The organism is Streptomyces sp. H51 (assembly GCF_035656535.1).
In the GTDB taxonomy this organism is placed as follows: Bacteria; Actinomycetota; Actinomycetes; order Streptomycetales; family Streptomycetaceae; genus Streptomyces.
In genome coordinates, this window is record NZ_JAYMHD010000038.1 from 44,420 (window position 1) to 61,133 (window position 16,714).

11 protein-coding genes are annotated in these 16,714 nt (G+C 71.9%); 8 read left to right on the top strand and 3 right to left on the bottom strand.

All coding sequences use genetic code 11. From position 1 onward, the window contains the following. Positions 1-45 precede the first annotated feature (45 nt). Entirely contained in the window at positions 46-687 is a 642-nt protein-coding gene (locus VKA29_RS10770; protein ID WP_324785118.1) for a hypothetical protein, read from the top strand. Positions 688-1,225: 538 nt separating this feature from the next. Here VKA29_RS10770 and VKA29_RS10775 read toward each other — a convergent pair. Both VKA29_RS10775 and VKA29_RS10780 read right to left on the bottom strand, forming a co-directional pair. Continuing rightward, positions 1,226-1,861, bottom strand: a complete 636-nt coding sequence (locus VKA29_RS10775; protein WP_324785119.1) for a hypothetical protein — start codon at positions 1,859-1,861, stop codon at positions 1,226-1,228. A gap of 416 nt (positions 1,862-2,277) precedes the next feature. Further along, positions 2,278-4,443 carry a RecQ family ATP-dependent DNA helicase gene (locus VKA29_RS10780; RefSeq protein WP_324785120.1) on the bottom strand — a complete coding sequence of 722 codons (2,166 nt, stop codon included), beginning with the start codon at positions 4,441-4,443 and terminating at the stop codon, positions 2,278-2,280. A gap of 262 nt (positions 4,444-4,705) precedes the next feature. On the opposite strand from VKA29_RS10780, the gene VKA29_RS10785 reads away from it, so the two are divergent. From VKA29_RS10785 to VKA29_RS10810, 6 genes are all read left to right on the top strand, one after another. Continuing rightward, positions 4,706-6,370 carry a DUF4192 domain-containing protein gene (locus VKA29_RS10785; protein ID WP_324785121.1) on the top strand — a complete coding sequence of 555 codons (1,665 nt, stop codon included), beginning with the start codon at positions 4,706-4,708 and terminating at the stop codon, positions 6,368-6,370. Between the two features lie 263 nt (positions 6,371-6,633). Next, positions 6,634-7,392: an NUDIX hydrolase gene (locus tag VKA29_RS10790; protein WP_324785122.1), complete on the top strand. Its 759-nt coding sequence runs from the start codon at positions 6,634-6,636 to the stop codon at positions 7,390-7,392. A gap of 153 nt (positions 7,393-7,545) precedes the next feature. After that, positions 7,546-9,582: an ABC transporter ATP-binding protein gene (locus VKA29_RS10795; RefSeq protein WP_324785123.1), complete on the top strand. Its 2,037-nt coding sequence runs from the start codon at positions 7,546-7,548 to the stop codon at positions 9,580-9,582. A gap of 162 nt (positions 9,583-9,744) precedes the next feature. Beyond that, the gene (locus VKA29_RS10800) at positions 9,745-10,632 is read left to right on the top strand and encodes a FadR/GntR family transcriptional regulator (protein ID WP_324785124.1); all 888 of its coding nucleotides are present in this window, start codon (positions 9,745-9,747) and stop codon (positions 10,630-10,632) included. Positions 10,633-11,062: 430 nt separating this feature from the next. Beyond that, positions 11,063-12,604, top strand: coding sequence for an RNA polymerase sigma factor (locus tag VKA29_RS10805; RefSeq protein ID WP_324785125.1), 1,542 nt, complete (start codon positions 11,063-11,065; stop codon positions 12,602-12,604). A 121-nt stretch (positions 12,605-12,725) separates the two neighbouring features. Continuing rightward, on the top strand, positions 12,726-13,631 hold the full coding sequence (locus tag VKA29_RS10810) for a serine protease (protein ID WP_324785126.1): 906 nt from the start codon (positions 12,726-12,728) through the stop codon (positions 13,629-13,631). Between the two features lie 114 nt (positions 13,632-13,745). On the opposite strand, the gene VKA29_RS10815 is transcribed toward VKA29_RS10810, so the two are convergent. Next, complete coding sequence (locus VKA29_RS10815) at positions 13,746-13,976, bottom strand: DUF7455 domain-containing protein (protein WP_030790025.1); 231 nt, start codon at positions 13,974-13,976, stop codon at positions 13,746-13,748. A 462-nt stretch (positions 13,977-14,438) separates the two neighbouring features. On the opposite strand from VKA29_RS10815, the gene VKA29_RS10820 reads away from it, so the two are divergent. After that, a complete protein-coding gene (locus tag VKA29_RS10820) occupies positions 14,439-16,565 on the top strand; it encodes a DNA gyrase/topoisomerase IV subunit B (protein WP_324785127.1) in 2,127 nt (708 codons plus the stop codon). Positions 16,566-16,714 lie beyond the last annotated feature (149 nt).

Sequence of the window (16,714 nt, forward strand, 5' to 3'; positions counted from 1 at the left end):
CACCCGCCGACGCGGGCCGTACCAATGTTTGATAAAAATCAGCCCATGCCTCTCATTCCCGAGGAGCCTCAGATTCACGAGAGTGCCCAGGGTCCCCGCGCCACCCCGGCCAGCGGCCGTACCGCGCCGACCCCCCGCCCCGTACCCGGCCCCCGTCCAGCGGCTCCGCCGCGCCCCGGTCGTCCGGGCCCCTTCCGGCCCGCGCCGCCGGCGCAGCGTACGCCGCGTGACGTGGCTCCGGCCAAGCCCGCCCCGTCGGGCCCCGCTGCACCCGCCGCCCCCGCCACGGCTTCGGCGACCCCGCAGATCCAGCTGATCCCGGCCTCGGTCGACGGCGCGCTCGACGCCGCCGAGGAAGCCGTGGACCTGCTTCTGGAGTCGGGCCGTGCCCCCGGTGACGTGCTGGTGATCACGACCGGCGAACAGCATCCGTGGGCCGCCCACGAGCTGTCCTTCGGTGAAGCCTCCTACTGGGCGCAGCACGACGCCGGCGACGACATCTTCTACGCCGAAGCCGCCGTCGCCGAGCGTGCCGCATCACGTCCCGTGGTCGTGGTCGCCGTCAACGGCGGTTCCGACGCGGTGGCCGCCACCGTGCTGCCGCTGGCCCATGCCCGGGCCGGTGCCCTGCTGATCGTCTGCGGCGACCCGCAGAAGATCAACTCGATACTGGGCGCAGGCGTCTGATTCCGTCCCGGCACGTTCGCGTGCCGACGGAGCGACGAGTGCGCCGCTGTGAGCGGCGTCGGCACGGTGGGCGGTTCGGCGTGCCCGGACTGCGCCCGGGTGCCCGGACTGTGGCCGTCGCTTCCGGGTGTGGAAGTCCCCGTTCGGTTCCGGGGACGGAACGCATGCCGAGGTGACGGGGACCGGTGACGGTGACGTCGTCGTGCCTGCGGGGCGACGTCCCTTCGGGCACCTCTCGCCCTGAAGCGGCCGGGCGTGTGCACGCGTCGGGCGCGGTCCGAAGGGGCACTTGCCCCTGGCGTGTTCACGGGCGGCAGCGGCGCGGCGTGACGGAGGCGTCCCTGACGCAGGGAGCGGTCCCGGGCGGGATACGGCGGCCTGTCCGGTGTGCGGGGTGCCGGGCGAGGCGCAACGGTCCCGTGCGCGACGCAGGACACGGCTTTCGTGTGCGACGGATGTGCGGCGGAGCGGTGCTGGGGAGCGGTGCCGACGGGGAGCCCCGCCGCTCCGCCGGTGCGGCAGCGGATGACCGCTGTGCTCAGCGGGCGGCCACGCGGCGCAGGATCTCCGAGGCGGCGCCGCCGGTGCGCGGGAGCGGGAGAGGCGCCTCGGACAGGCTGAACGGACCCGGCGTGGAATCCGCGTTGGGGTGGCGTCCGCCGCGGCCCTCACCGAGGACCTGCCAGCCGTCGCGGGTCAGCGTGATGTAGGCCCCGCAGCGCAGGCCGTGCAGCGTGCAGGCGTCACGCAGGCCCCACATCCACGCGCCGTCCTCCTCGGTCCAGCGCGCGTCGCCCTCACGGCAGTAGAGCAGCACGGCGGTGCGCACCGGCGTCCGGCGGCGCAGGTCGTGGGGGATGATCCGGCGCAGTTGGGCCAGCAGCACGTTGCGGAACAGCCAGCCGTCGGCCGGAGCCGTGCGACGGGTGAACGAGGCGCTTGCCCGCAGCCGTTCGTCCGGGTCGAGCACCGCCACGACAGCGGTCCCCGGTCTGGGGTGATGACGGGAGTGCAGCCCGCTGACAACCTCGCGTGGATCGCGCAGCAGAGGGATGCCGGCGGCGGCCCACTCCGCCGGTTCGAGCATGCGGGCCAGGGGGGTGGCGGAAGCGGTGGACAGGTCGGCTGACGTCGTCGTGGCTGCCGCGGGGGACGGAGCAATTCCGAAGGTCACGGTCCTCCCTTCGGCTACGCGCCCACACTGCGGGCAGGGTCGGATTCGGGGGAGCGCGCACCGCAGCAGAGCCCTACCGGTCCACGGGCGGGCAGTGCGGGGAGCGGACTTCAATTCTTCCTGCCGAACTTGATTGCGGCAACGAGCAATTGGCGTCACCGTCCGAAATTCGGTGGTGTGTGGTTTATATCCCTACCCGCTGGTCGGCGGTGTGACGCGTGAGGCGATCGTTCACCTGGCATTCACTCACTCTTGGTGACCGGTTGGGTGGCGAATGCAGCGAGGGGCTGTCCGGAGCGCCAGGGCCGGACCGGGCGAGGGGGCGACGCCGGACCGGGCGAGGGGGCGACGCCGGACCGGGCGAGGGGGTGACGCCCGGCCCCCGCGTCGGTGCCGGAGCCGGGCGTCGGATGAGCTCAGCCCTGCACCGCCAGTACCAGCGGCAGCACTCCCTGCGCGCCCGCGCGTCGCAGGATCCGGGCCGCGACCGCGAGCGTCCAACCGGTCTCGGTGAAGTCGTCCACCAGCAGGACCGGCCCCCCTGCTCCGGCGACGGCCGACGCGAGAGCGGGCGGTACCGCCAGTGCGCCGTCGAGGAGCTTCAGACGCTGGGCACTGTTGCTGCGGGAGACGGGGGGCGCGTCGCCGGTGTGTTCCAGGGAGCCCAGCAGCGGCAGACGGCCCACGTTCGCGATGTGCGAGCCCAGGGAGCCGACCAGCTGCGGCCGGCTTCGCGAGGGCACGGTGACCACGCCGACCGGACGCGGCGGCGCGTCCGGTGCGCCCGAGGCCCAGCCGCCCGGCCCCCGGGCCCAGTCGGCCAGCACACCCACCACCGCCTTCGCCACGTCCTCCGGGACGGGCCCGTCGGAGGCCTGGGGGGCGAGCATCGGCCGCAGCCGGTTGCCCCAGCCGATGTCCGACAGCCGCCCCAACGCCCTCCCCGTGCCGGCCTGTTCGCTCGCGGGGATACGGCCTTTGAGGTCCATGCCCACGGCAGCGAGCCCGGTCGGCCACATACGGCGCGGCTCCACCTCGACACCGGCCCGGCCGAGATCCTCCCGAGCCGCGGCCAATGCCGTCGTGGACATGTCCGCGGTGAACCGCGCACCCGCGCAGTTGTCGCAGCGGCCGCAGGGCTTGGCCGCCTCGTCGTCCAACTGGCGCTGCAGGAACTCCATGCGGCAGCCGGTCGCGGCCGCGTACTCGCGCATCGCCTGCTGCTCGGCCTTGCGCTGCCGCGCGACCCAGTCGTACCGCTCCCGGTCGTAGGTCCACGGCTGCCCGGTCGCGATCCAGCCGCCCTTTACCCGCTTGACCGCCCCGTCCACGTCGAGGACCTTCAGCATGGTCTCCAGCCGGGAGCGGCGCAGTTCCACCAAAGGCTCCAGGGCGGGCAGCGACAGGGGCCGGTCCGAGCGCGCGAGGACGTCGAGGGTGCGGCGCACGAGTTCTTCCGGCGGGAAGGCGAGCGAGGCGAAGTACTCCCAGATCGCCTCGTCCTCCTTCCCGGGGAGCAGCAGCACCTCGGCGTGTTCGACTCCGCGTCCGGCACGGCCCACCTGCTGGTAGTAGGCGATGGGGGAGGACGGAGAACCCAGGTGCACCACGAAACCGAGGTCCGGCTTGTCGAAGCCCATGCCCAGCGCGGAGGTGGCGACCAGCGCCTTCACCCGGTTGGCGAGCAGGTCGTCCTCGGCCTGCTGCCGGTCGGCGTTCTCCGTCCTGCCCGTGTACGAGGCGACGGTGTGCCCCCGGTGCCGGAGGAAAGCGGTGACCTCCTCGGCGGCGGCGACGGTGAGGGTGTAGACGATCCCGGAACCCGGCAGCTCGTCCAGATGGTCGGCGAGCCAGGCCATCCGGTGCGCCGCGTCCGGCAGCCGCAGGACGGCCAGACTCAGGCTCTCGCGGTCGAGCGGACCACGGAGCACGAGCGCGTCCGTGGAGCCTCCGGTACCGAGCTGCTCGGCGACGTCGGCGGTCACCCGCGCGTTCGCGGTGGCGGTGGTCGCGAGCACCGGAACCCCCGGCGGGAGATCGCCGAGCATGGTGCGCAACCGCCGGTAGTCCGGGCGGAAGTCGTGCCCCCAGTCGGAGATGCAGTGAGCCTCGTCCACCACGAGGAGCCCGGTGGCGGCGGCGAGCTTGGGCAGCACCTGGTCCCGGAAGTCCGGGTTGTTGAGCCGCTCCGGACTCACCAGCAGCACGTCCACCTCGCCCGCCGCGATCTCGGCCTGGACGGTGTCCCATTCCTCGGGGTTGGCGGAGTTGATGGTGCGGGCGTGGATGCCGGCCCGGGCCGCGGCGTCGACCTGGTTCCGCATCAGCGCGAGCAGCGGGGAGACGATCACGGTGGGGCCACTGCCCCGGGCCCGCAGGAGCGAGGTCGCGACGAAGTAGACCGCGGACTTGCCCCACCCGGTGCGCTGCACGACGAGCGCCCGGCGTCTGTCGGCGACCAGCGCCTCGATCGCGCGCCACTGGTCCTCGCGCAGGCGCGCCGTCCCCGTGGCGTCCCCGACGAGGCGGGCGAGAACCGTGTCGGCGGCCGCCCGGAGATCCGCGTTGCTCGTGTGCTCCATGCGTCCCATCCAACAGGACGGCACTGACAATCCGGACAGCCGGACCGCGTATGCCGGCGGGGGCTATGAGGGTGGGGGCGGGCGGCGAGCGAGGCGCGGCGGGGTGTGTGATGGTCGTACGAATTCCAGCCCTGCGGGGAAACCGCTGTGAGCTGGGCTTTCATTGAGGTGATGATCCTGACGAGCCGTGCACTGTCGTGTTCCTGATCGGACTTGTCCACAGGTCCGGACCGAGATGCGCGATCCGCGAGATCGTCGGCCCATGACGAACCGCGACGAAACCACTGGATCATCCGAGAACGGCGACATCGCCGTACCCGCCGAGCGTGCTGTACCCGCCGAGCGTGCTGTACCCGCCGAGCGTGCTGTACCCGCCGAGCGTGCTGTGCCCGCCGTATCCGCCGAGCGCGCCGTCTTCGACGAGTACGTCCCGCACGATGTGTACGACGACGCACCCCACGCCGGCCGGAACCGCCTCGACTGCACCCCCTACGAGAGTCATGGTGCCGAGCAGCAGGTCACGCTGCGCACCCCTGCCGAACTGGCGGACGCCCTGCCGTACCTGCTCGGCTACCGCCCCGAGGACAGCATCGTCCTGGTCGCCCTGCACGACAGGGACGGTCGGGGCAGGTTCGGTGGCCGGGCCCGGCTCGGCATCCCCACGAACGCGGAAGACTGGGACTCCGCCGCCCGACAGTTGACCCACGGGCTGGTCACGGGCAGCGAGCGCAGGGGAGCGCGACCCGAGCAGATGGTCGCCTACCTGTGCCAGGAGCCCGGTAAGGGCGAATCGGGACGCGAGGTCATGCGGCGACTGCGCCCGCTGGCCCAGAGGCTGCGCACCGAGTGCGGTCGCCTCGACGTGCCGGTGGTCGAGGCGCTGTGCATCTCGGACGGCCGCTTCTGGTCGTACTGCTGCGACAACGAGCGGTGCTGCCCGCCCGAGGGCCTGCCGATGGGACTGCCCGGCACCTCCGTGCTGGCGGCCGCGGCCGCGTACGCCGGCCTGCGGGTGCGGGGCAGTCTGAGCGAGTTGCGGGCCAGGCTGCTCCCCTGGGAGACCGCCGCGGCCCTCGAACAGGAGACCGCCCTCGACGACGCCAACATGGCGCTCGTCCCGAGGATCCTCGACGACACGGGTCGCGCCGCGGTCGCTCAGGAGACGCTGGAGCTCGCGGACCGGATGATGCGCAGGCTGGCCGAGACGCCGCCCGTCTCCGACACGCTCGAAGCCGACCTCCGGGACGACGAGCTGCTGGGGCACGAGGACGCCGCGGCGCTGATTCTCGGCCTGCAGGACCGGACGACACGTGACCGTGCGGCAGCCTGGATGGAGGGCGACGAGGCCGGCCCGGCGCTCCGTCTGTGGCGGGCCCTGGCCCGCCGGTGCGTCGGTCCGTACCGCGAACACGCGGCGGCGCCGCTCACCCTCGCGGGCTGGGTCGCCTGGTCCGGCGGCGACGACCTGGAGGCCCGCGAGGCACTGGCCATGGCACTCGGAGCGGACCCCGATTACCTCTTCGCCCGCCTGCTGCACCAGGCCTGCAACGAGGGTCTGGACCCCGAGTCGATCCGCCGCTGCCTGCGGGCGGAACGCCGGGGCGGCGCGGCACGGGCGCGGCAGGCCCGAGCCGGGCAGGGAGCCGAGAGTCCGGAGGACGGTGACATCACGGCGGTGGCCCTGCCGCGCCCGCCTTCCCGCCTGCGACGCCGTACGCGCTCGGCCGGCGGCACCGCCGGGCCGGCGAGGACGGACGGCCGGAGGCCGGGGGTTCCGCGTCCCCGCACGCCGGCCTCGGACACCAGGCGGTCCGACATCACCCGGACCGACGGCACGCGCCCGCGTGCCACGAGGAGGGACGCGGTACGACACCGCGGCGCCTGCCCCGGAACCGGAGCCGACAGGTCCCGGAGCGGGGATGCCTGAGCCATCGACGCCTCCACCAGGGGCCGGTGCGCGTGGCCGCGGCCGGGTGTGAAGCGTCGGCGCTCCAGTCCCCGACGGCCTTACCCCGCAGGACAGTTCGGGGGGTATGCCGGGTGCCTCCCCGACCTCGGTACCGGCCCGCCTGGTGTCGTACGACGGGCCGGTACACACGGTGTAGCCCACAGCCGGACCGAAGTGGATCAGCCACCGAAGCGGCCGGTGAAAGGAGTGTTTATCGTCAGGCAGACGACTATGATCGCCGCATGCCCTACGACCCGTCAGCCTTTCCGCCCTTCGCCGTGACCGTGGATCTGGTCGTGCTGACCGTGCGCCGCCATGCCCTGTGCGCGTTGGCGGTACGCAGGGGCGAGCCGCCGTTCCAGGGGCGCTGGGCGCTTCCGGGCGGCTTCGTCCGGGCCGACGAGGACCTGGCGCAGGCGGCGGCGCGCGAACTGGCGGAGGAGACCGGGCTGCACGCCCACGACCCGGCCGTCCCCGTCCAGGGCGACGGCGCCCACCTCGAGCAGCTCGCCACCTACGGCGACCCCAAGCGGGACCCCCGGATGCGGGTGGTCAGCGTCGCCCACCTCGCGCTCGCACCCGACCTGCCCCCGCCCCGGGCCGGTGGCGACGCCAGCAACGCACGCTGGGCGCCCGTGGACGAGCTGCTCCAGCAGGGCGGGTACGGCCGTGACGGCGAACCGGTCGCGCCGCTCGCCTTCGACCACGCCCAGATCCTGGCCGACGGCGTCGAACGAGCCCGCTCCAAGATCGAATACTCGTCGCTCGCCACGGCGTTCTGCCCCGCCGAGTTCACCGTCGGCGAGCTGCGCCGGGTCTACGAAGCGGTGTGGGGCGTGGCGCTCGATCCGCGCAACTTCCACCGCAAGGTCACGGGGACCCCGGGCTTCCTCGTTCCCACCGGCGGGACCACGACGCGTCAGGGCGGCCGGCCGGCCCAGTTGTTCCGGGCCGGCGGGGCCACGCTGCTCAACCCGCCGATGCTGCGCCCCGAGGTCTGACGAGTACGGCCCCGGCCCGGCGTCCGGGACACCCGCCGCCCGGCCGGGCCTCGGGAGTGAACGGCGAACAGGGATCCGACCGGGCCGATCACGGCCTGCGCGGTTGGCTCCGTGATGTCCGAAAAACCGGATATGGCGCGCTATGTTGCTGCGGTGATCCAGGCCTTCGGACTGACCAGCAACCCGCGCAAGGAGCTTCCGCCCGCTGTGGACGACGTCTCGTTCGAGGCGTGCGCGGGCCGCGTGACCGCGCTGCTCGGGACACCGGGCGCGGGCAAGACGACGGCGCTCAGACTCATGCTCGAACTCCAACCGGGCCGCGGTGTCACCCACTTCAGGGGCCGCCCCCTGCACCGCATCGCTCAGCCGTCGCGTGAAGTCGGCGTCCTGCTGGGCGACGTACCCGGGCATCCGGCCCGCACGGTCCGCGGTCACCTGCGCATGCTGTGCGCCGCCGCGGGCGTCCCGGCTCGCCGGGCCGACGAAGTCCTCGAAGCGGTCGACCTCGTCGGCCTGTGCCGCGAGCACCTGGGCGCCCTCTCGCGGGGCATGGACCGCCGCCTCGGCCTCGCCTGCGCCCTGCTGGCCGACCCGCACACACTCGTGCTGGACGACCCCGCCGACGGGCTCTCCACCCGTGAGGCCCGCTGGCTGCACGGCGTACTGCGAGCCCACGCGGCCCAGGGCGGCACGGTCCTGTTCGCCACGGCCGACCCCAAGGAGGCCGCGCGCAACGCCGACCACGTCGTGACGTTGGAGAAAGGCCGACTTGTCGCCGATCAGGAGGCCGCTGACTTCGCCCGCACCAGGCTGCGGCCCCGCGTCGCCGTCCGGAGTCCGCACGCCGCCCGCCTCGCCGCCGTGCTGGCCAGGGAGTCCCGCGCCGCACAGCGCTCCGTCGAGATCGTCCGCGAGGACGGCAACCGCCTTGCCGTCTACGGCAGTAGCTGCGCCGACATCGGCGAGGCCGCCTTCCGGCACGGCATCCTCGTCCACCGACTCGCCGACGAGGTGGGCGACATGGGACCGGGGGCGGACACGACCCCGCTGAAGGTGTCGGCACCGGGCGGGGCATCCGGTGCCGACGAGCCCCGCGACGCCGGCCGACCGTCCGGCACCGGCGAGTCGCAGACACTCGGCAGCCCGCACGCGACCGGTGCCGTACCACTGTCGGACGCCGCCGGATCCCCGGCTCCCAGTCGCACGCCCGAGGAGCCGCAAGGGCCGCAAGGGCTCGGGGAGCCGGAAGAATCGCAAGGACAGCAAGAACCGCAAGGGCAGCAAGAACTGCAAGAACCGCAAGGACAGCAGGAGGTGGAAGGGTCCGAGGCGCTGCGGCCGCTGTGCCCCGCCCCCGCCCCCGAGGGCCTCGGCCCCGCCGCGTTGCCTCCTCTCCCGCCCCCCATCTCCGTCCGTTCCGCCAGGAGTCCGCTGTGGCCCCTGCGCTACGAGATCCGCCGCGCCACCGGCATCGGCACGGGTCTCCTCACCGGGGCCGCCGTGCTCCTCGGGTCCGTCCTCGTCGCCGTACTCCTCGCCCGGGCCGGTCACACCTCGCAGCCGCGCCTGCTGACCGCCTGGCCGGATGAGTTGCCGCTGCCGCCCGCCGCGCTCGGTGCGGGGCTGCTCGGTGCGCTCTCCTTCGGCGACGAGTTCCGCCACCCCGCCCTGGCTGCGGACCGCGGCACGGTGCCCCGTCGCCTGGGGCTGCTCACCGCCAAGCTCCTCGTGGCAGCCGCCACCGCGCTGACGCTCGCTCTCCTCACCGCGGGCTGTGACGCCGCGGCGCTGTATCTCCTCTACGGGCGGGAGGTCGCGCAGGTCCCGGCCGACTGGCTGTCGCAGGTGTCGAGTTGGACCGGGCTCGTCGTCGGGTGCGCCTGGGCCGGTGTGCTGGGAGCCGGCGTCTTCCGGTCCACCGCGGCCGGGCTCGCGGCGGTGGTCGCCGTACCCGTCGTCGCCGTACCTCTCGTACAAAGGGCCTTCCGGGGACCGGCCGTGCGAACGGCCGCGGGCTTTCCCGGGCGCGTGCGTGAGGTGTTCCTGTCCCAGTGGCCCTTCGGGGGTGAGCGCTATCTGGAGGCGGCGGCCCGCGTGATCGCCCAACCCGTTGGCGGCGCACTGACCTTGTCGCTGACCGCTCTGCTCTGCGCTTATCTGCTCACGACCCTGCGCGGCAGGGCCCGGTGATCACCATGCGTACCCGCCCGGTTCCGCCCTGTGTGCAACTCCCCGGGGATAGCTGATTTCTTTCTGATAAGGCGTCAATTGCGACGGGGTGAGCGATCACCCTTTCGTGTGCTTTTCACCAAAGCCCTCAAGGGAGTTGAGGACAGCGCCGACAAAGGATGCGTGAGTACCCTTGCGCACACCATGATGACCGCCGCCCGCGCCGCAGACTCCGGTCTCGCCGGCCCGGGCGAACTCGACCGCTACCCGTACGCCGAGGCGCCAGCCGTCGACCGCGTCGGAGCCCCCGCCTGGGAGAGCGCGGACCCGGAGCTGGGCCGCGTGAGCCGGCGCACCGCGGGCAGCCGCGGGCGCGGGTTGCACGGCCAACTTGTCCAGCAGCTCGGCCAGATGATCGTCTCCGGAGATCTGGGAGCCGACCGCCCGCTGGTGCCCGAGGAGATCGGCCAGCGTTTCGAGGTCTCGCGCACCGTCGTCCGCGAGTCGCTGCGCGTCCTGGAGGCCAAGGGCCTGGTCAGTGCCCGCCCGAACGTGGGCACGCGCGTGCGTCCGGTCAGCGACTGGAACCTCCTCGACCCGGACATCATCGAGTGGCGGGCCTTCGGCCCGCAGCGCGACGACCAGCGCCGTGAGCTGAGCGAGCTGCGCTGGACCATCGAACCGCTCGCCGCGCGGCTCGCCGCCGGGCACGGCCGCGAGGACGTCCAGCAGCGGCTCGCCGACATGGTCGAGATCATGGGGCAGGCCATGGGGCAGGGCGACGCGCTCACCTTCTCCCGGGCCGACGCCGAGTTCCACTCCCTGCTCATCCAGGTCTCCGGCAACCGGATGCTCGAGCACCTGTCCGGGATCGTGTCGGCGGCCCTCCAGGTCTCCGGCGGCCCGGTCACGGGCTGTGACCGGCCGAACGAGACGTCGCTGGGGCACCACGGCAGGATCGTCGACGCGCTCGCGGCGGGCGACGGTGCCGGAGCCGAGGTGGCCATGCGCCAATTGCTCACCGTGCACCCCGAGGTCGAGCGTGTGGTACCCGCCCCACGCGAGCACTGACCGCCCACCGCGGACGGCGCGGCCGGTGGATGCCTCCCCCTCCTGTGGCGTCACCCGGCCGACGAGCCGCCCGCCGTCGGACCCCGCAGGATTCCCGGGATCCTGCGGGGTCCTGCGGTGCGAGGGGCCGCGCGACCGGCGCAGCGCACCCGGTCCGCAGCGCGGGCGACCTTGTTTGTCCTTGTTTGACAATTTTTGCGCACTTACGGGGTGTGACTCGGGCCACGCAGATTGGGCGTAACGCTCGTGGAAACAGTCACGATGACCTAAGAGGTGACAGCCGAGGAAGGAATGCGGACGCCGTTCACGGCGCTGTGCCTCTTCCCGGCCCCAGCCCGTGCCGTCGGCCCGGTTCCCCAAGCCGTCGGTCGGCTCCTGTCCGCCATGGACGGGGCCGGAAGCCGTTTTCCAACGTTCCGAGAGGTTGTTCGTGTCGGCCAGCACATCCCGTACGCTCCCGCCGGAGATCGCCGAGTCCGTCTCTGTCATGGCTCTCATCGAGCGGGGAAAGGCTGAGGGGCAGATCGCCGGCGACGATGTGCGTCGGGCCTTCGAAGCTGACCAGATTCCGGCCACTCAGTGGAAGAACGTACTGCGCAGCCTCAACCAGATCCTCGAGGAAGAGGGTGTGACGCTGATGGTCAGTGCCGCAGAGCCCAAGCGCACCCGAAAGAGCGTCGCAGCGAAGAGTCCGGCCAAGCGCACCGCCACCAAGGCGGTCGCGGCCAAGACGGTGACCACGAAGAAGGCCACCGCGCCCGCAGCCCCGGCGTCGCCCACCGCCGACGCGCCCGTCGAGGACGACGCAGCCGCCAAGAGGGCCACCGCGAAGAAGGCGGCGCCCGCGAAGAAGGCGACGACCACGAAGAAGGCGGCCGCCAAGAAGGCGACCCCCGCGAAGAAGACCAGCGCCAAGAAGGACGACGTCGAGATCCTCGAGGAGGAGGTGCTCGAGGACGCGCCCAAGGCCGGCGACGAGCCCGAGGGCGCCGAGAGCGCGGGCTTCGTGCTCTCCGACGAGGACGAGGACGACGCGCCCGCCCAGCAGGTGGCCGCCGCCGGCGCCACCGCCGACCCGGTCAAGGACTACCTCAAGCAGATCGGCAAGGTCCCGCTGCTCAACGCCGAGCAGGAGGTCGAGCTCGCCAAGCGCATCGAGGCCGGTCTGTTCGCCGAGGACAAGCTGGCCAACGCCGACAAGCTGGCGCCGAAACTCAAGCGCGAGCTGGAGATCATCGCCGAGGACGGCCGCCGCGCCAAGAACCACCTCCTGGAGGCCAACCTCCGCCTGGTGGTCTCGCTGGCCAAGCGCTACACCGGCCGCGGCATGCTCTTCCTGGACCTCATCCAGGAGGGCAACCTCGGTCTGATCCGCGCGGTCGAGAAGTTCGACTACACCAAGGGCTACAAGTTCTCCACGTACGCCACCTGGTGGATCCGTCAGGCGATCACCCGGGCCATGGCCGACCAGGCCCGCACCATCCGCATCCCGGTGCACATGGTCGAGGTCATCAACAAGCTCGCGCGCGTGCAGCGCCAGATGCTCCAGGACCTGGGTCGCGAGCCCACCCCGGAGGAGCTGGCCAAGGAACTCGACATGACCCCGGAGAAGGTCATCGAGGTCCAGAAGTACGGCCGCGAGCCTATCTCGCTGCACACCCCGCTGGGTGAGGACGGCGACAGCGAGTTCGGTGACCTCATCGAGGACTCCGAGGCGGTCGTCCCCGCGGACGCGGTCAGCTTCACGCTCCTGCAGGAGCAGCTGCACTCCGTCCTCGACACCCTGTCCGAGCGTGAGGCGGGCGTCGTCTCCATGCGCTTCGGTCTCACCGACGGTCAGCCGAAGACCCTGGACGAGATCGGCAAGGTGTACGGCGTCACGCGTGAGCGCATCCGCCAGATCGAGTCCAAGACCATGTCGAAGCTGCGTCACCCGTCGCGTTCGCAGGTGCTGCGCGACTACCTCGACTAGGTCGCCGTCACGACCACGCCGAAGGCCCGTTTCCCCCGTGGGAACCGGGCCTTCGTGCTGCGGCCGGCCGCGCTCTGCGTGACTCTGGGTGTCCGTTCATCACCTTGAGTCAGGAGTGTGCATGCGATCTCGCATTGTCCGAGCCCTGTCCCGGCCGCTGGTCCTGGCGGCCGCGGCGGCCGCGATACCGCTGGTGTCCACCGCTCCCGCCGCCGCCGACAGCGTCGTCGTCGGGGGGCTTCCGGTCGACGTGTCCGAGAGTCCGTGGACGGTGGCGCTCTCCAGCCGTGACCGGTTCGGGGGTACGCGCGCGGGGCAGTTCTGCGGTGGCGCGGCGATCGGCCGGACCACCGTGCTCACCGCGGCCCACTGTCTGGGCAAAGAGGCTCTGGGAGCCTCCCCCGAGCGGGTACGCGACCTGAAGGTCATCGCCGGCCGCACGGACCTGACGGCCGGCACCGGTCAGGAGGTCGCGGTGCGCGGCGTCTGGGTCAACCCGGGATACGACAGCAGGACCAACGCCGGCGACTTCGCCGTGCTCACGCTCGCGCACCCGCTGCCCGAGGGATCCGTCATCGGACCGGCGGCCGCCGGTGACCCCGCCTACGCCCCGGGAACGGACGCCGTCGTCTACGGGTGGGGCGACGTCACGGGCGCCGGCGACTACACGCACAGGCTGCGTGCGGCGCACGTACGCGTACTGCCGGACGCCCAGTGCCAGGAGGCGTACCCTGGAAGCGGTGACGGCGCCTACCGGGCCGACAGCATGCTGTGCGCCGGTGAGACGCGGGGCGGCCGGGACGCCTGCCAAGGGGACAGCGGGGGCCCGCTGGTGTCCCGGGGCAGGCTGATCGGGCTGGTGTCCTGGGGGAGCGGCTGCGGCCGTGCGGGCAGCCCGGGGGTCTACACGCGCGTTTCCTACGTCGTGCGGGCGCTGGGGTCATCGGGGGCGCCGCGGGCGCCACGGACGCCGCACAGGGGCACTGGAGCCCAGTGGACGCCGCACAGGGGCGCTGGGGCCCACTGAGGTGGGCCGGGCGGCTTCGCACCACGACGACGGGCGGCGCCGTCCCTGCGGACAGGGGCGGCGCCGCCCGTCTGCCGGCCTGTGCCGGAGCTGGCTCGTCGTGGGTGCGAGGCGTCAGCGCTCTTCTTCGGAGGCGGATGCGGGAACGGTCGTGAGCCGCTCCGTCTCGTCCTGTATCTCAGCGGCGATCTTCTTGAGTTCCGGCTCGAACTTGCGGCCGTGGTGGGCGCAGAAGAGCAGTTCTCCGCCGCTGAGCAGGACGACGCGCACGTACGCCTGGGCGCCGCAACGGTCGCAGCGGTCAGCGGCCGTCAGCGGGCTCGCGGGGGTCAGAACAGTAGTCACGTCGCCTCTTCTCTAGCTCGACGAGCTGTCGTACCAGGGTCAACATCCAACCAGCCCGAAAATGTTCCCGCTCGGGGCTTGCCCTCGAAAAATCTCTTTCGAGTCCGGCTGTCTGCTGCCGGTTGGCGGCGAATGTGCCGTTTTGCGTGTCTGTAGGGTGTGCGGTTTGGCGCTGCGGGTCGGTGTTCTCGTCGTTCTCGTCGTTCTCGCCCTCCCGGCCGGCTTGCCGGTTGTTCATGAGGACGTGCCCGGAGCCTAAATGGTTCATGCCTCCAAGGGAACGTGATGTGTACTTCACCCCAACGAGGGATCGAACACGCATACGACACTGGACTAGTCTGTCTTCCGGGCGAGGGTGGCGTTACAACGGCTCTACCAGGCCTCGGTACCCTCATGGCGGCAGACCGAGCCGCGCCCTTACCCACTGGGGCCCCATCTGAAATTCAGCGAGGAGCGAACCGCGTGACCGCCGAGACGTCCGTGCCGTCGTCCACAGCGCTGCTGGCAGGAGCAGACCGGGACGGTTCCAACTACACCGCGCGGCACCTGCTCGTCCTCGAGGGGCTCGAGGCCGTACGCAAGCGCCCGGGTATGTACATCGGATCCACCGACAGCCGCGGGCTCATGCACTGCCTGTGGGAGATCATCGACAACTCCGTCGACGAGGCCCTCGGGGGCTACTGCGACCACATCGAGGTGATCCTCCACGACGACGGTTCGGTGGAGGTCCGCGACAACGGCCGCGGCATCCCGGTCGACGTGGAGCCGAAGACCGGCCTGTCCGGCGTCGAGGTCGTGATGACCAAGCTGCACGCCGGCGGCAAGTTCGGCGGCGGCTCGTACGCCGCCTCCGGCGGCCTGCACGGCGTCGGCGCCTCCGTCGTGAACGCCCTGTCCGCCCGCCTCGACGTCGAGGTGGACCGCGGCGGCCACACCCACGCCATCAGCTTCCGGCGCGGCGTGCCCGGCGCCTTCGCGGCGAACGGCCCGGACGCGAAGTTCACGGCCGAGAGCGGCCTGCGCAAGGCCAAGCGGATCCCCAAGACCCGCAGCGGCACGCGCGTGCGCTACTGGGCCGACCGCCAGATCTTCCTCAAGGACGCCAAGCTCTCCCTGGAGAACCTGCACCAGCGGGCCCGGCAGACCGCGTTCCTGGTGCCCGGTCTGACCATCGTCGTCCGTGACGAGTTCGGCCTCGGCGAGGGCGGCAGCAAGGGCGAGGAGTCCTTCCGCTTCGACGGCGGCATCAGCGAGTTCTGCGAGTACCTGGCGAGCGACAAGCCGATCTGCGACGTCCTCCGCTTCTCCGGCCAGGGCACCTTCAAGGAGACCGTCCCGGTTCTGGACGAGCACGGCCAGATGACGCCCACCGAGGTCACCCGCGAGCTCGGCGTCGACGTGGCGCTGCGCTGGGGGACGGGCTACGACACGACCGTCAGGTCCTTCGTCAACATCATCGCCACCCCCAAGGGCGGCACCCACGTCGCCGGCTTCGAGCAGGCCGTCGCCAAGACGATGAACGAGGTGCTGCGCGCCAAGAAGCTGCTGCGCGTCGCCGAGGACGACGTCGTCAAGGACGACGCCCTGGAGGGGCTCACCGCGGTCGTCACGGTCCGGCTGGCCGAGCCCCAGTTCGAGGGCCAGACGAAGGAGGTCCTCGGCACCTCGGCGGCCCGCCGGATCGTGAACACCGTGATCACCAAGGAGCTCAAGGCCTTCCTGACCTCCGCCAAGCGCGACGCCGCCGCGCAGGCCCGGGTGGTCATGGAGAAGGTCGTCGCCGCCGCCCGTACGCGCATCGCGGCCCGCCAGCACAAGGACGCGCAGCGCCGCAAGACGGCCCTGGAGTCCTCCTCGCTCCCCGCCAAGCTCGCCGACTGCCGCAGCGACGACGTGGACCGCAGCGAGCTGTTCATCGTCGAGGGAGACTCCGCGCTCGGCACCGCCAAGCTCGCCCGGAACTCCGAGTTCCAGGCGCTGCTGCCGATCCGCGGCAAGATCCTCAACGTGCAGAAGTCGTCCGTCACGGACATGCTCAAGAACGCCGAGTGCGGCGCGATCATCCAGGTCATAGGGGCCGGTTCCGGCCGCACCTTCGACATCGACGCCGCCCGCTACGGCAAGATCATCATGATGACCGACGCCGATGTCGACGGCTCCCACATCCGCACCCTGCTGCTGACGCTGTTCCACCGCTACATGCGGCCCATGGTGGAGGCCGGCCGGGTGTTCGCCGCGGTGCCGCCGCTGCACCGGATCGAGATCGTCCAGCCCAAGAAGGGCCAGGACAAGTACGTGTACACGTACTCGGACCGCGAGCTGCGCGACAAGCTCCTCGAACTGCAGAGCAAGGGCGTCCGGTACAAGGACTCCATCCAGCGCTACAAGGGTCTCGGTGAGATGGACGCCGACCAGCTGGCCGAGACCACCATGGACCCGCGCCACCGCACCCTGCGCCGGATCAACCTCTCGGACCTGGACGCGGCCGAGCAGGTCTTCGATCTGCTGATGGGCAACGACGTGGCCCCGCGCAAGGAGTTCATCTCCAGCTCGGCGGCGACCCTGGACCGCTCGCGCATCGACGCGTGATGGCCGCGCCGGGCGCCGGACTCCCCCGCGAAACCCGGTGGCGGGCCGCGCACGCCGCCACCGGGACGGTGTGCCGCCAAGGGAATTGTCCGGCCACCGTCGGGTTGGTCACCTGATGGGGTGAAGGGTCCGGTAAAGCAGGTTCGGGG

Coding starts and splice junctions, on each gene's coding strand:
- VKA29_RS10780 (WP_324785120.1), bottom strand. CDS start 4,443: ATGGAGCACACGAGCAACGCGGATCTCCGGGCGGCCGCCGACACGGTT.
- VKA29_RS10770 (WP_324785118.1), top strand. CDS start 46: ATGCCTCTCATTCCCGAGGAGCCTCAGATTCACGAGAGTGCCCAGGGT.
- VKA29_RS10810 (WP_324785126.1), top strand. CDS start 12,726: ATGCGATCTCGCATTGTCCGAGCCCTGTCCCGGCCGCTGGTCCTGGCG.
- VKA29_RS10790 (WP_324785122.1), top strand. CDS start 6,634: ATGCCCTACGACCCGTCAGCCTTTCCGCCCTTCGCCGTGACCGTGGAT.
- VKA29_RS10785 (WP_324785121.1), top strand. CDS start 4,706: ATGACGAACCGCGACGAAACCACTGGATCATCCGAGAACGGCGACATC.